Raw genomic sequence first — 14,380 nt, 5'->3', positions numbered from 1 at the left:
TATCTGATTACATATTTCTTTGTAGAGGTTAAAACACAATAATGATTACACACCTTTCTCTTTAATGGAGATACTCTTTAACGACTATTCTAGCTCTGACTATTCACTTCATATTTTAGTATTTTTAGTTCTTTATTGGAAATAAAACCAGGTTATTTAACAGGACAATCGTTGCTGATTTTAATAAATCTCTCGTTATAGATAATGTAGTGGTTGCCGGGCTTACGTAGCGACGGCTGGCGAACGACATCGCCGGGGCGCAGATACCAGGCGTCACCCTCCTCTTCCATGGTGTCGCATCCCGGTTTGATCAACAACTTAAACCAGGTATTGCCGGTATTGCTGACGCTTCCCAACGCTTTATCGAACGCCCATTTGAACTGAACCTGCCGCGGGCGTACCACCAGAATGGTATCCATCACCACTACCGGCTCCATACTGATCTGCCCGCCCGCCGAGGCGTGCATCACCTGGTTGCGGGTGGGAATTTCGCGAAACGAGACCCGATAGTAGCGTTCGCGGTTATCCTTCGGCCCGTGATAATAGAACTTAAAACATTCGCTTTCGCCCGCCTGCAGCGTCAGCTGGCACGGGGCGAACAGCAGTTCGCCGTCCGCCGGGCAGGCACGAACCTCATGGCCGCCGGGCCGGTCGATACCCACCACCGACACCCGACATAGCCGCGCGCTTTTATTGTTGTTGATAACCCTTTTCGCCACAAACTCAGCGTCAGAGGCCAGCGAAAAGGTTAGATTACCGACGGAAATCGCCAGCGCCAGCGGCGCGGCCAGCAGCCACAGGCTCGCAGCGCCAGCTTAATTAATGTGACGCCACGTCGCCTGGACATGAATCTCTCCTGAAGCGCTGACTTCGCCAAACCAGCCGTTGTCGGTGATGGTGCGCAGCGAGATAGGATCGTCCATTGCAATCGAGAAGCGCACCGTTGTTTTATCCATCCGCCCCACATCGCCGGAAATATCAGTCCACGGCGTGGTCAGCCATAGCGCATCGGTCATATCATGACAGCTATCATCGCAGCCGGCGTCGTAACTTTTCGTCGCCCCGCTTTGGGTAATGAAAGAGAGCAACGCCGGAAACGGCACCTGCGCGGTACCGTCCGCCGAGCTGAACAGGCAATACGAGCGCCCGCTAATCGCCTGTGACGGGCCGGTCACTTTAATCAACACCTCATCGGCGGCAGTTTTGCCACTGGTGGTGACGATGTAGCCGAAATCCAGCGCCGATTCGCCGCTGCCGACGTATCCCTCACGCGTCGGCACCGAAGTGTACTAATCGGCGATAATGCTGATGCTGAAATCACGCGGTTTGATAATCAGGCTATTGGATGTCGAGAATTCATACCAGCCGGATTCCGGCAAAGTGGTGTTATAAAAACAGAAGTTAAACAGATCTTTAGTGTTAATGTCGCTTATACCCAACGCACCATCTGCTTGAAAAAGTTACTGGAGAAAAAGACATATATTCGGTCAGACAATCGGTAACACTATACACCCTGTGACTGCAGTGCATTACCTTTCAGCTCTATAGATTGACCCGCAGCAATACCGCGGCAGAATCGTTAATCTCATCAAAGGTCTTTTGCCTTATGACGTTGTTAACAGTATCAGTGAGCAGCTTTCAGGAGCCTGTACCATGGAAATCTCTGTGTTTGATGAGTTCACAGGTTTATTGAAAGACGCCTCTCTGTTGACACGCTTCGATCACATCATAGTTGATACAGCTCCGAAGGGCCGCACGATTCAACTTCTCCAGCTTTATGATGCCTAGAGTAGTTTTATTGAAAGCAATCCAGATGGCGCTTCCGGTCTTAGTCCAATGGCCAGGCAGGAAAAGCAGCGTGAGCAGTATGCTCATGCGGTAGAGGCGTTATCCGATCCTGAACGTACACGTCTGGTTCTGATTGCACGACTGCAAAAATCAACATTACAGGAAGTCGCCCACCCAGATGAAGAATTGGCTGCGAATGGCCTGAAAAAAAGTACCTGGTGATTAATGGTATTCTACCTACAGTCGAAGCAGAGCATGACGCATTGACCACTGCTATATGACAACGGGAGCAGAAGGCACTGGCAAATCTTCCTGCCAGTGTATCAGGGCTACCGACATATGGATAATTAGGTATATGAGCCCGGTGTCACGATACAGTCATCCCACCCGATAAACAGACAAATAACACATGTACAAGTCATTCAACGGGAGCCTGCGGGACAAATGCCTGAACATTCACTGGGTTCTATCACTTAATCCAATACAGAACAAATTCGACAACTGGCGCAGAAAATACAATCATGAGAGGCCACATATCATCATTAAATGATTTAGTGTAAGCTAGAATAATCCGACGTATCCAGAAAAAAACCCTTAATTAGTTCTGCACTGAAATTGTATGAGGTTAATTTATCCACTTAATCAAAACACATTAAATATAAACCAGTCTAACTACAAAACATTACTGTTCATTAAATATAAGATCATAAAACGGTATCAGTGTACTATCGATACCGATAATAACAAAATCAGATTAAGAATATAGATTTTATTTCAATAGCAATACAATATAGGGTATGTATTAAAATCAAATCTATACCCGCTACCCATTTTAAAAATGGCAACATTATGTATACTATTTAATCTATAATAAATAGAAGGGAAAACTTTTTTAATAACCTCATCAGAAGCTGTATTTTCCACTTGCTTGACTATGTTAATAGTTTTTAACATCAAAAGACCTGAATCTATGCTATAATCAAAATAGATTTGTAATCCAACTTTGTCTACTACACCATCTTTCCCCTCTAATTTACCTGTTAATGCAGTAGCACCTTTCCCATTTTTTTTAAATCTGTATGAACTAACATAGGTTAAAGTATAATCATTAACAGATAAAATTCCTTTAGCAGAACATGCAAGATTGAAAGTTTTTTCACCAGAATGAAACTTGTAAAAACAAAAGAGAGCACTGGTAGTAATTAAAAAAAACAAACAAAATATAGTTTTAGAATAAAATAACTTAATCATTCCCTAACCTCGACAGAGAAGAGCAAATATCACGATCCGCACTTTTGTAAATAGGATCTTTACAAAATATAATAGAATAGTTATTTGAATAATCGAAATACGTCAAATAAGCAAATTTATATTTATTACAATAGCGACTTAAATCTTTAATTAAAATATTTTCAGCATAACTTCCCTCTTCCGGATAATCATGATCAATTGAGATAGAACATCCTTCATTAACTTTTTTAATTCTATACTCAACATCTCCAAGGTGAGTAAAAAAATATGAATTCCATATAACAAAAATCAAGAAAGAAAAAATAAATAAAAACACCATAGGAATTATACTAGTAAACTTCCCATTCAATTTAAACCCTTGATGAGCAATTGGTATTTCAGAAATTCCTTCATCAAAAGACTCTTGATATGTGTTTATATCAGAATTGCTTACAACACTATCATTTGAATTATATTCAGAGATATCAATATGGCTAGGAATATAATACCCCCCCCCTTTTATTGTTTCAATCACAGAACCAGTTTCTTCAAGAGATCGTAGCGTCTTCCTTAACTTACTAATATATTGTATAGCTGTAGTAGCATTGACCACTCGTCCTTTTCCCATAAAGTAATCACTGATTTCATCAAGTGTAACTGTGCTACCTTGATTTTTAATCAGATACAACAACAACCCTGAGGGATTACTACCTATGATCTCGCGATTACCACTTTCTGTAGAGAATAAATAACACTCTTTAGAATTAAACAAAATGTTTCTGTTAATAATATATGAATGAACGGTCATAGTTAGCCAATTAAAATTAGTATAAAATGATAATGATTATGATTATCAATTAATTACTTTCAATACTGAGAATAGCAGCCTTTAAACATAACAATGATATTTAACATGTTTGTAAATTGCAAAATATTTTTCGTGAAAATACACTTTATATGTACTTATATGTAATTATATTTTATTATATTTACGCATATAAAATACGCATCCCTTTGATTTGCAATGATTTTATAAGATTGTATTTTATAGATGATATAATATGATTTTTAATTTGATTTTTACGCAAACCATTGTTAACTTTTGTAACCACACAAAGTGTCAGGCCATAAAATATAAAGTAAAACACGCCTGATAATTAACAAGCATCATGTTTAGATAACATCAAGATTACTGAAAAATAACACGGGCTATAAAAGCAATGTATCCACCAACAACATTAAAAAAAAGAGAAATAACACAAAGAGTAATTTTTTTAAGTGAATGCTCCTACATGAAAGCTGGGTTAAAATCCCTGCTATTTAAAAAGGCCGAAGAAATTGGTATCAATATACAGTATATTGAACTTAACCCCGAAGACTGTATCCTTGACTTAGCCGATTATTACAGGAATATTAGTGACATCCAGGTAACAGTACTATGTGATACAAGAAGCAGACATTTCCCATATTTCTTTGATAAGTTGAGAAAATTTGAAACGCCTATTAAGAACAGGAAGACCTCATGGATAACAAATCTAGCACCATCGATAACCAATAAACCACAGCAATACTATCAGAGCTATGCGTATCGGCTAAGTGCTCTTGAGAACCAGATAGTAAGGTTATTGATGAAAGCATGGAAACCGAAACAAATATCTGAGTTTATTGGAATGGACGTTAAAAGAGTCAGTTATTATAAAAGAAATGCGATGAGAAAAATGGGAGTCATGAACTCGCATGAACTCTTTCATAGATATTACGGAAGCAGCAAACTAAGGGATATTGCAATATTATAACACCCGGTAATACTGCATAATAAATTCACATACCCAATACATGGGATGGGATAGTAGTAACTATATATAAATATCATCAAGGATATGAAATGAAAAAGGTAATTTTAGCATCTGTTGTTTTTTCTGCTATTGCGCTCAATGCCGCTCACGCAGCCTCAAACGCACAAATGACTATCACTGCAGATGTCGTTGCTGCGACTTGTGATGTGTCTTTATCAACATCTGCTATGGATCTGGGTAACTATTCTCCAAAAGATTTTACCGCAGTTGCAACTCCTATTGCTGCCAGCACTAAGCAGTTTACTGTTGGTATTAATAACTGTGATACTCCACTGGCAGCAGGCGATACTGCTAACTTGGTTATTTCAGGGCAAACTCTGGGCGGTAACCCGAATATTTTCAACTCTACCGGAACAAATTCCGGTATTATGCTGAATCAAAAAGGTTCTTCCACTTATCTGAAAAATGGTGACAAGCTACAAGTTGCAACTGCAACTACTCCAGATCCTGCAGATTTTGCCGGTAAAATTATTACCCTTGAAGCAGGTGTAGCATCTACCGGAACCGATAGCAGTATCGAATTTGGTCATATCAGCGCACCAGTTCTGTTCAGCTTTGCATATAACTAATAGCAAATAATCTATTTTCAGGCACGTAAATACGTGCCTGTCTAAGGGAATAGAATGAAAAAAATTTTTACTGCTACCGCTACTGCTATTATTTTTGTTTTTTTTTATTGTACAGCACTAGCTGATGGTTTTGGGTTAAATGTTACTCGAGTTATTTTCAAAGGAAACAATGAAAGTACAACAGTCGTACTCAGAAATTCATCTCCTAAGGATACATATATTGTTCAGGCGCGTATGAGCAAAACAGTAGATGGATTCGAGGAAACTCCATTTACGATTACACCACCAATATTTCGACTGGAACCGGAATCAACAAATAATCTACGAATAAAACTCAATCACATTAATGACTTACCACAAGAACATGAAAGTGTATTTTATCTCAACACTAGGGCAATACCAGCAAGTATAAAGAAAGATGAAAAAGATGGCATTAATCGTATAAGCGGAACAGCGCAGTTTGGGGTTGGGACTATTATAAAGCTATTTTACCGTCCAAAAAACTTACCTGGTTCCTCAGAAGAGGCACAGAAGAATGTTTCCTTCAAAATAGTACCAAATGGTATAAATGTAAAAAATAATTCTGCGTTTTACGTTAACTTCTCCAAACTTAGTGTAGAAGGAGAATCATTACTGAAAAAAAACCTACCAGCGATGATTTCACCTTACTCTGATGTTACTTATGTGACAAAGATAAATTCAGGAAAAGTCACATGGAATACTATTAACGATTTTGGTGGTGTAAATGTTTATGAAACGGATTTGTGACGGAGTCATAATCGTTATATTTGGATTAATCATCCTCAGTATTTCAAAATCTTTTGCTACTAATATTAACATCAACTTTCATGGATTTATAAAACCAGGGAGCTGTGATGTGGACCTAGATAAGCCATCGCTTAACCTTGGTGATGCAGACTATTTCACACTCAAAACGGGAAATATTCTACTTAACCCAACTCAATTTAATGTAAATATAAGCAAATGTTTTCTTGCGAAAAATACTATTTTACGTCCTGCTATACAGATTGATGGTGAAGGCTTTAATGCTAGTGATAAATTCATATTCAGTAGTAATGACTCCTCAGCAAAAGGTATTGGCGTTATACTTTATCAAGGTAACAGCGTGCCCGAATATTATGATACGTCTCTAAAATCTGGTGATTATATAGACTTAGGAGGTACGGGAGCAATACCCGAAGACTCAATTATCCCTTTTTATGTAGGAGTATCATGTGGTTCAGTCACTGACTGTTCATCGATAAATGTAACTCCGGGCAAAATGGTTGCAAGAATAATATTTAACTATAGGTATTACTAATAATGAGATTTAATGTTTTGTTATTATTTTTATATCTAATGCCTGTCATATCTTTAGCGGGAATAATAGCTACTCCCACAAGAATAATTTATGACAAAAGTAGCGAAAAACACACTGTGGTAATTAGAAACGAAAGCGAGTCAACTTTTCTCGCAAGTGCGATTTTTGAGGAGAAAGGACAGCCTTTCTTTACTATAACTCCGCCTATAATTAAACTTAGGCCATATGATAAGAGTATTCTTAGAGTCAGAGGTATAGATACCAAAGAATTACCAAAAGATAGAGAATCCGTATTTAGTTATTCAATAACCATGATCGCAAGTGATGATAACAAGCCCTTACTACAGAACAGAATCGCTATGGCTAACAGATACTGGTTTAAATTATTTTATCGACCAGACAATATAGGCAACCCAAATTCAAATAGTTGTGATTTGGAATTTTATAAATCTAAAGGAAAATTAGATGTGAAAAATAACTCACCATTCTTTTCCACATTAGTTTTTCTTTCTACAAATGGTAAACGTATTTTTTTGACCCCTGATGAGGCAATGATAGCACCGTATAGCTCGCAACAGATTAAGATTTCGAGTGATGTGAAAGTTGTAGAATGGATTCGTATTAATGATTATGGGAGTCTGGAAAAAAAATGCACATCTTCTTTGACTTAAAAAAAACATTATGTTTCATTTTATATTCATTTATTTTAATATCGCCTTCATGGGGTAAAGATATTAATGGAATATCTTTTAATTTTACACGTTTAGTGATGACTGATAAAGATACAAAAGGAGTTTATTTTAAAGCGTATAATAATAATGCTTTTCCAATACTTGTACAGAGCTGGGGTAGTAAACTTGATACAGATACAGGGTCTGTTGATGACTCAACATCTGATATAAAAATCCCATTTATAGTTCTCCCTCCACTTCAGAGAGTAGAGCCAGGGGAAGAATTTACCCTGCACTTACGTTTTAACGGAGAACGGGTTCCTTCTATGACGGAATCTGTTTATTTATTGTCATTCAAAGCTATCCCTGTATCTGGATCCAAAACGGCTAAAACACTTTCGATGACTGTTGTAATGAATATCAAAGTTTTTATCAGAAATCAATTACCGGATAATGATGGGATATCATCTGCAATTAATAAAGTAACTGCATCATGGCAAGCAGATGGAGTGCTTATAAATAATCCATCTCCATACTGGCTAACTCTGTCATCAATGATACTAGATAATAAGGAAATTGAAAGAAAGGAATTGTTAAAAATGGCAACTCCAATGCAATCCACCTTATTCAAATGGAAGAATGGAAGACCTCGAGAGATATTCATAAAGTTTATCGACGAGTACAGTATGGAAACTGAAACTGTACGATTAAAAATAGAATAAGCATGTGGAAAACAATGAACAAAACTTGCAAAAAAAAATTTTTTTTATTTAAGATCACGATAACATCATTATTCGTTAATAATGCTATCGCCGATGATTATTTTGATCCAGGTTTACTTGCTATAGGACAGGTTTCAGTTCCGCATGTTGATTTATCACGATTTGAAAAATCAGGTGCAATTGTTCCTGGTATATATAACCTTAATGTTTTCATAAATGGAGATGAATTTGGATATCAGGATATTGAGGTTGTGGTTCTCAATACTGGCGAGCCCGGGCCGGTTGTTACACCTGAGCTATTAAGAAAACTTCATGTCGATATTGATTCGATCGATACTTTTCGCGCACTAAGTAACTCTGAAAAAATCACTAACTTAGGAGCTTTAATTCCTAAAGCTACTGTAAATATTGATTTGAAAGATCTGACACTTCTGATACGTGTACCTCAGGCCAGAATGGATATTACCGCTGCAGGAACTGTCAGCCCTGAGTTGCTTGATACCGGTATACCTGGTCTTATGCTTAATTACAACGTTAACTCAAACCGAACCTGGAACAAAATTAGTTCTCCTAGTTCAAATCTTTTCAGTAGCATTAATGGTGGCCTGAATCTTGGAGCATGGCGTTTACGGAGCAATTATACGTACAACCGCAATGAAGGAGGTGGGTACCGTTACAGTAGTTCAGACTTCAATGGAACTCACATAAAGAGAACACTAATCCCTTTTAAGACGGAATTATCTATTGGAGAGGTAAACACTTCTGCAGATGTCTTTGATACATTTCCGGCAAGAGCAATTATGCTTAGTTCTCTTGAGCAAATGAAACCTTACAGTTTGCGAGGTTTTGCTCCTGTTATATCCGGTAACGCTGAGACAAATGCCAGAGTAACAGTTCTGCAGAATAATAATATTGTTTATCAGACTTACGTTTCTCCGGGTCCATTTATAATCAATGATTTATACCAAACAGCAATTGGAGCAGATCTTACGGTAATGATACGTGAAGCTGATGGCCGGGTAAGAACGCAGCAGATTGCGTACTCTTCTTTACCTAATATGTTACGCCAAGGAGCTTATAAATATCAGTTAGTGGCAGGAGATTACAATAATAATTATAGCCCCCATGCAGATTCATCTCATTTTATTCAGGGCACGTTAACTTATGGACTTCCCATGGATACTACTCTTTATGGGGGGGTTCTGGTTTCTGATAAATATTACTCTGGTGTCTTAGGGGCTGGTTTCTCCATGGGCACCTTCGGCGCACTATCTGCAGATGTGACTCAGTCATACTTATCAGAAGTATCAGATAATACTTCATTATCAGGTCAGTCATATAGACTTCGTTATTCCAAAAGTATTATGGAAACTGGTACTTCTGTAGATCTTACGGCATACCGTTATTCAACAAAAAACTATTATAATTTTACAGATTTTAACAAAAAAATGTATTCATCTAATTCTGATGAATATCCATGGATATCGAAAAGACGTAGAAGTAGTTTCCAGACTCGTATTTCTCAGGACTTCAATAAATTTGGAATGCTCTCTCTGGCAGCCAGCAGGGATGATTACTGGGGAAGTAGCATGGTAAATAATAACCTCTCTGCTAGTTATAATATTACACTAAATAATATTAATTTTGGTGTAAGTTACAATATTGAGCGAATTAAAAGTAATGATAGCTGGCCGGAAAATCGTAGCATTTATATGAACGTTCAAATTCCATTCAATTTTTTTGACCGTGATAGCGTCAACAACGCTTATGCTACCTATATGTTATCAAAAGATAATCATGGCAGAGTTCAGCAACAGGCCAGCTATAGCGGAACAATGCTTGACAGCCGACTCTCTTATTCAGCGCAGCAGACCTGGAGTAATAGTAATAATGATCATTCAATCAGCGGTCTCAATTTAAGTTATCAGGGAAGCAAGGGATTGGGTAGTCTAGGTTATAGTCAAAGCTCTGAATGGCGCTCACTTAATATTGGTTTGAATGGAGGAATTGTTGCTCATTCAGGCGGTATCACACTTTCCCAGGCGCTGGGAAGTTCAGTTGCGCTGGTGCACGCTCCTGAAGCTATAAATACAAGAGTAATTAATGGTAATGTCAATACCGATTCCTCTGGTTACGCGGTAGTACCTTATCTTGCTGATTTCCAGAAGAATAGCATATCATTAGACCCTACAACTTTGCCAGAAAATGTTGAGATCTATAAAAATACAGTGAATGTATACCCTGTTAAGGACTCTATTATTCGTGCAGAGTTTAAAACCAGATCTGGTTACCAGGCTATTTTTACTTTATTTGATAAGCACGGTAAGTATATCCCATTTGGCTCCACTGTTTCAGTTCTCAAGGACAACAACGATGAAGATGCTATGTTTATTGTAGGTGATAAAGGCCAGGCATATATTAGCGGGCTTGCAACGCGCGGAACATTAATTATTCGCTGGGGTAATGATACAATCCAATCGTGCCAGGCTAATTATAATCTAAAAGATAGCATAAAAAGCAATATTATTAGTCTTTCACTGACCTGCAACTAAAAGGAATCAAATAATGTTATTGAGATTTATGTATTTATTAATTAGTATAATTGCATTTTCGCACTTGCCTGGTTATGCGGTAACCATCCTAGTTGGTCCAGGAAAGGGGATTGTATGGTCCGGATATCCTTTTAATTTGAGTGTCACTGGTACACATGGAAATACCTCACACTCTTATTATTATGGCCTTGGCCCATTATATTCTGGCGGTTCTTGTGTTGAGTCAGCAAAATTCGAAACTCTGCCTGAAGGTTTTGTTGGTTATAATATTACAACTGGAGTTTATCTCGTACCAAGAGCCCGTGTAAGTGGACAGTTATATTATGGACCAGTCAGAAATGATCCAGCCAGTGCATCTAATCACATTTTTTCAGGTACATTAGGCTATCCTGAGACTAAAGTGACAGATCAAAACGGCACACCATGGGAGTTAGCAACAGGATGGTGTACTAGATTATCTAATGTATATCCTGTTCTTGGTAAAAATAAGGAAATGAATCTTAGCGGTGACTGGATAATCTACGCAACAGGTAATCAAATACCGTCATCAACTGTACATAAACTTAGTAGAGATATGTCAGCATTAATACGTACTATCATTAACCCCATGTCAGGCTATGAATCAGATACAGGACCAGACCACTTAACCCAACTTTTACTATCAGAAATCTCAGTCAGAATAATTGGTGTACAATGTAGTGTTAATACGCAGACAAATATTAATTTTGGCGAAATTCTTTATGATGCCAGACCAAACACTGAGTTAGCTTCCGTTACATCCCCTTTTACTATAAGTTGTAAACAAGGGTTAGACCCCGTTACAGTTAACATTAATGCCTCCTTCAGGGCTAACACTGGATATTATAACGGAGATTTTACACAATTAGCTTTAACTGAAGGAGGGGGATATATTACTGGAGAAATTGGTAAGGGGCTGACTGGAAGTGGGGAATGTACTTCTCATCCTTCTTCTCTTAGTTTTGCTCAGGTTCCAATTAAGCTGGCCACACTTCTTTCGACTGACCCGGGTGTTGATGCGAATAACACAATAACCTGGCGTCTCTGTTCAGGGGGAGCAGATCTTCCTGTCGGAGGTATAAACGCCAGTACTGAACTGAGTATTGTGTTCAGTTGATATTTATCAACTAGATTACCAGCATAAATACAATTCAGATTATACCCTATTATTATTTATGTTTCCGGTGCCATTTTAAGGCACCGGAAATGAAAATGTCATACCACATATTTCATAATCTCCGCACATCTTTTTTATTATTTCCATTGTAAACACTCACTTTATAAAAAATTTAATATTACCGGGGTGTACCGACCAGAATTCATGTAACGCATCCTCTTCTTATCTACACCCTTCCCTTTCTGGTTCGATCCTGTCTGTCCTGGCATTACCCCAATTCTCCCAAAAACCGTAAAACAGCCCTCAGCCCACGTTATGACTGGCTTCATGGAGTATTTGAGCAGCAAAAGGATCCTTTACGTGTTTGGTTTAACCCGCAATAATGCGGGATAAGACAACAGCAGGATCCGCGCGCTGCGATTTATTGTGATGGCAGGATCGGACCATTCAGGCCAGAATAACTGTATTCATAAACAGTGCGTGCGCTACGTGAAAAATAGCTGATGAACAACATCATTTCCCTGCAGAATTCACCAGAACGCGTCTCCCTGCTGCCGATCGCACCAGGGGTGGATTTTGCCACCGCGGTGGCACTACGCCGGATGGCCACCTCCACCGGCGCCACGCCAGCTTACCTGCTGACACCAGAAGTAAGCGCCCTTCTCTTTTTTATACCCGATCAGCAACACCATATGTTGTTTGCGACCATGTGGAACACCGGCATTCATATAGGAGAAGCCAGAACCCTGACGTCGGAGTCATTTGATCTCGACGGTCTTCGACCTTTTGTCTGGGTGTTGTCAGTAAAGGTACGGGCCCGTCGCGGCCGCCCGCCAAAAGATGAGGTGCGGCTGGTTCCGCTGACGGATATGAATTTTGTGCGGCAGATGCAGAGCTGGATGGTGACCACTCGTCCCCGCCGGCGGGAGCCACTGTGGGCAGTCACGGATGAAACTATACGTAACTGGCTGAAGCAGGCCGTGAAACGGGCTGGAGAAGACGGGGGATATTTTTCCATACCGGTGACACCGCATACCTTCCGGCACAGCTATATCATGCACATGCTCTATCACCGCCAGCCCAGGAAGGTTATCCAGGTCCTGGCCGGTCATAAGGATCCACGCTCCATGGAGGTGTATCCCCGGGTGTTTGCTCTGGACGTGGCAGCCACGCTGGCCGTACCGTACACCGGAGACGGCCGGGATGCGGCAGAGATCCTGCGTTCACTCCCTCCGCAGGTCTTAAATCCGGGGGAAGCATTTACAGATTTAATCCGCGGTAAGAATATTGACTGAGGTATGCATGCTCACATGCCACAGTCAATTCAGGGGGCGTCTTTCGTCCGGAGCCGCATGCTACAGTCAATATTTACATGTCATAGTGAATTTATGCATATGGCAGTAAATTTAACAGCTGCATGGAGGTATTAGTTCAGGAGAGGATATTGACTGTGGTATGTATTACGCACGTCACAGTCAAGAGAGAGAAATGTAACACACTACAGTGAAGATTCTACATATCGCAGTCAATCTTCTGATTTCGAACTGTTGAGGGCTTCGGCCAGTTTTTTAGGATCGATTCCCGCCGCTTTCAGTGCCTTAATCACCTCATCGTAGTTCTGCTCCGGCGCCGTCTCCGGCTCTTCCTTCCTCGGCGCCCTCACCGTGCCACTGATAAGCTTCGGATTGCGGTAATGCACACTGAAGTATGTGGAGCGACCACGTTTGAATTCGGTGTAATCCAGATAACCGATATCCCTGAGCTGCTCCATGGCCTTACGCACGGTATGGTTCTGCGTATAGACATTTGAGGTCAGATTGAGCCGGTCCCGCATTCGTTTCATGGAGATGGGTGCCGGGTTCTGCGGAAGACTTTCGATATAGGTATACAGCGCCTGAGCAGATTCCTTACGCTGCAGGGCATCAATGGCTTTAAGGCGTAACAGTACCCGCCGGTCCATATGGTACAGCTCAAACAGTTTGGGCTCGGCCTTGATCTCCACGATATCTTCGTTGATATCGTAGAAAGCAGACTGTACCAGGTGCGTCGTCCAGCCCTTTGTCTCACTCTGGAATTTAAGCGTGACCGATGCCAGTTTAAATAACGAATTGCTGATGCGATCACGCATTTTCCTGTTGGAGCGGCGGGAATCGAATCCACACATTTTCACAAACTCGACAAATGAGAGTTCCAGTGTGTCCTTTTTCACGCCATACTCTGACATCGATCGGATGATCCCGAGCCAGACTTTAAAATCCGTATCCATGTCCAGACGCGATCCTGTGATCTTCACGTCGTTGTACCCTTCGCTCCTGGCGATCGAGAGCTGTACAAGCTCCTCAGTGGCATCTGTGACGTTTTTACGGTTAGTCTTGCTCCTGGAGGTGGATTTAAGCGTGGGAACGAACAGACCCAGCCGCATGAGCGCCACAGGCTGTACCGTACTGGCACTGTTGACATCCAGCTTAACAACTTCGCCAGTCGTCTTATCTATCTCCTGCAGATTAAGAGGTAACTCATTATTTTCGTTAGCCAT

At 40.1% G+C, this 14,380-nt stretch carries 12 protein-coding genes and 4 pseudogenes; 11 read left to right on the top strand and 5 right to left on the bottom strand.

Annotated elements, in window-relative coordinates:
- Positions 1-152: 152 nt before the first annotated feature.
- Positions 153-847, bottom strand: a pseudogene (locus ABLV66_RS25505) (fimbria/pilus periplasmic chaperone).
- Positions 816-1,492, bottom strand: a pseudogene (locus tag ABLV66_RS25500) (fimbrial adhesin EcpD family protein); the annotation flags it as partial. The pseudogenes ABLV66_RS25505 and ABLV66_RS25500, both read right to left, overlap by 32 nt.
- On the opposite strand from ABLV66_RS25500, the pseudogene ABLV66_RS25495 reads away from it, so the two are divergent.
- Together ABLV66_RS25495 and ABLV66_RS25490 are read left to right on the top strand one after the other, a co-directional pair.
- Positions 1,480-2,066, top strand: a pseudogene (locus ABLV66_RS25495) (ArsA-related P-loop ATPase); the annotation flags it as partial. The pseudogenes ABLV66_RS25500 and ABLV66_RS25495 overlap by 13 nt on opposite strands.
- A gap of 137 nt (positions 2,067-2,203) precedes the next feature.
- Positions 2,204-2,323, top strand: a pseudogene (locus ABLV66_RS25490) (integrase core domain-containing protein); the annotation flags it as partial.
- A 239-nt stretch (positions 2,324-2,562) separates the two neighbouring features.
- On the opposite strand, the gene ABLV66_RS25485 reads toward ABLV66_RS25490, so the two are convergent.
- The gene (locus ABLV66_RS25485; protein ID WP_348876335.1) at positions 2,563-3,039 is read right to left on the bottom strand and encodes a hypothetical protein; all 477 of its coding nucleotides are present in this window, start codon (positions 3,037-3,039) and stop codon (positions 2,563-2,565) included.
- Positions 3,032-3,706, bottom strand: a complete 675-nt coding sequence (locus ABLV66_RS25480) for a winged helix-turn-helix domain-containing protein (RefSeq protein WP_348876334.1) — start codon at positions 3,704-3,706, stop codon at positions 3,032-3,034. The genes ABLV66_RS25485 and ABLV66_RS25480 overlap by 8 nt, the downstream gene beginning before the upstream one ends.
- A 532-nt stretch (positions 3,707-4,238) precedes the next feature.
- On the opposite strand from ABLV66_RS25480, the gene ABLV66_RS25475 reads away from it, so the two are divergent.
- From ABLV66_RS25475 to ABLV66_RS25435, 9 genes are all read left to right on the top strand, one after another.
- Positions 4,239-4,814, top strand: a complete 576-nt coding sequence (locus tag ABLV66_RS25475; protein WP_348876333.1) for a helix-turn-helix transcriptional regulator — start codon at positions 4,239-4,241, stop codon at positions 4,812-4,814.
- A gap of 89 nt (positions 4,815-4,903) precedes the next feature.
- Positions 4,904-5,443: a fimbrial protein gene (locus tag ABLV66_RS25470; RefSeq protein WP_046883877.1), complete on the top strand. Its 540-nt coding sequence runs from the start codon at positions 4,904-4,906 to the stop codon at positions 5,441-5,443.
- A gap of 54 nt (positions 5,444-5,497) precedes the next feature.
- A complete protein-coding gene (locus ABLV66_RS25465) occupies positions 5,498-6,211 on the top strand; it encodes a fimbrial biogenesis chaperone (RefSeq protein ID WP_348876332.1) in 714 nt (237 codons plus the stop codon).
- Positions 6,195-6,764, top strand: coding sequence for a fimbrial protein (locus ABLV66_RS25460; protein WP_410789516.1), 570 nt, complete (start codon positions 6,195-6,197; stop codon positions 6,762-6,764). The genes ABLV66_RS25465 and ABLV66_RS25460 overlap by 17 nt, the downstream gene beginning before the upstream one ends.
- 2 nt (positions 6,765-6,766) lie before the next feature.
- Positions 6,767-7,435: a fimbrial biogenesis chaperone gene (locus tag ABLV66_RS25455; protein WP_348876331.1), complete on the top strand. Its 669-nt coding sequence runs from the start codon at positions 6,767-6,769 to the stop codon at positions 7,433-7,435.
- On the top strand, positions 7,414-8,157 hold the full coding sequence (locus ABLV66_RS25450) for a fimbrial biogenesis chaperone (protein ID WP_348876330.1): 744 nt from the start codon (positions 7,414-7,416) through the stop codon (positions 8,155-8,157). The genes ABLV66_RS25455 and ABLV66_RS25450 overlap by 22 nt, the downstream gene beginning before the upstream one ends.
- 14 nt (positions 8,158-8,171) lie before the next feature.
- Positions 8,172-10,709, top strand: a complete 2,538-nt coding sequence (locus tag ABLV66_RS25445; RefSeq protein WP_348876329.1) for a fimbria/pilus outer membrane usher protein — start codon at positions 8,172-8,174, stop codon at positions 10,707-10,709.
- A gap of 13 nt (positions 10,710-10,722) precedes the next feature.
- The gene (locus ABLV66_RS25440) at positions 10,723-11,844 is read left to right on the top strand and encodes a hypothetical protein (RefSeq protein ID WP_348876328.1); all 1,122 of its coding nucleotides are present in this window, start codon (positions 10,723-10,725) and stop codon (positions 11,842-11,844) included.
- Between the two features lie 503 nt (positions 11,845-12,347).
- Positions 12,348-13,139, top strand: coding sequence for a tyrosine-type recombinase/integrase (locus ABLV66_RS25435; RefSeq protein WP_348876327.1), 792 nt, complete (start codon positions 12,348-12,350; stop codon positions 13,137-13,139).
- Positions 13,140-13,369: 230 nt separating this feature from the next.
- Here the strand turns inward: ABLV66_RS25435 and ABLV66_RS25430 are convergent, their stop codons facing one another.
- The gene (locus ABLV66_RS25430) at positions 13,370-14,380 is read right to left on the bottom strand and encodes a RepB family plasmid replication initiator protein (protein WP_348876326.1); all 1,011 of its coding nucleotides are present in this window, start codon (positions 14,378-14,380) and stop codon (positions 13,370-13,372) included.

This window comes from Klebsiella sp. CN_Kp073, assembly GCF_040065495.2.
Classification (GTDB): Bacteria; Pseudomonadota; Gammaproteobacteria; order Enterobacterales; family Enterobacteriaceae; genus Klebsiella; species Klebsiella aerogenes.
This window is presented reverse-complemented; position numbering and strand designations above follow the sequence as displayed.

What these genes read in the sequence shown, in the direction of transcription:
- ABLV66_RS25485 (WP_348876335.1), bottom strand. Translation starts at nt 3,039, where the DNA reads ATGATTAAGTTATTTTATTCTAAAACTATATTTTGTTTGTTTTTTTTA.
- ABLV66_RS25475 (WP_348876333.1), top strand. Translation starts at nt 4,239, where the DNA reads ATGTATCCACCAACAACATTAAAAAAAAGAGAAATAACACAAAGAGTA.
- ABLV66_RS25470 (WP_046883877.1), top strand. Translation starts at nt 4,904, where the DNA reads ATGAAAAAGGTAATTTTAGCATCTGTTGTTTTTTCTGCTATTGCGCTC.
- ABLV66_RS25465 (WP_348876332.1), top strand. Translation starts at nt 5,498, where the DNA reads ATGAAAAAAATTTTTACTGCTACCGCTACTGCTATTATTTTTGTTTTT.
- ABLV66_RS25460 (WP_410789516.1), top strand. Translation starts at nt 6,195, where the DNA reads ATGAAACGGATTTGTGACGGAGTCATAATCGTTATATTTGGATTAATC.
- ABLV66_RS25455 (WP_348876331.1), top strand. Translation starts at nt 6,767, where the DNA reads ATGAGATTTAATGTTTTGTTATTATTTTTATATCTAATGCCTGTCATA.
- ABLV66_RS25450 (WP_348876330.1), top strand. Translation starts at nt 7,414, where the DNA reads ATGCACATCTTCTTTGACTTAAAAAAAACATTATGTTTCATTTTATAT.
- ABLV66_RS25445 (WP_348876329.1), top strand. Translation starts at nt 8,172, where the DNA reads ATGAACAAAACTTGCAAAAAAAAATTTTTTTTATTTAAGATCACGATA.
- ABLV66_RS25440 (WP_348876328.1), top strand. Translation starts at nt 10,723, where the DNA reads ATGTTATTGAGATTTATGTATTTATTAATTAGTATAATTGCATTTTCG.
- ABLV66_RS25435 (WP_348876327.1), top strand. Translation starts at nt 12,348, where the DNA reads ATGAACAACATCATTTCCCTGCAGAATTCACCAGAACGCGTCTCCCTG.
- ABLV66_RS25430 (WP_348876326.1), bottom strand. Translation starts at nt 14,380, where the DNA reads ATGGCTAACGAAAATAATGAGTTACCTCTTAATCTGCAGGAGATAGAT.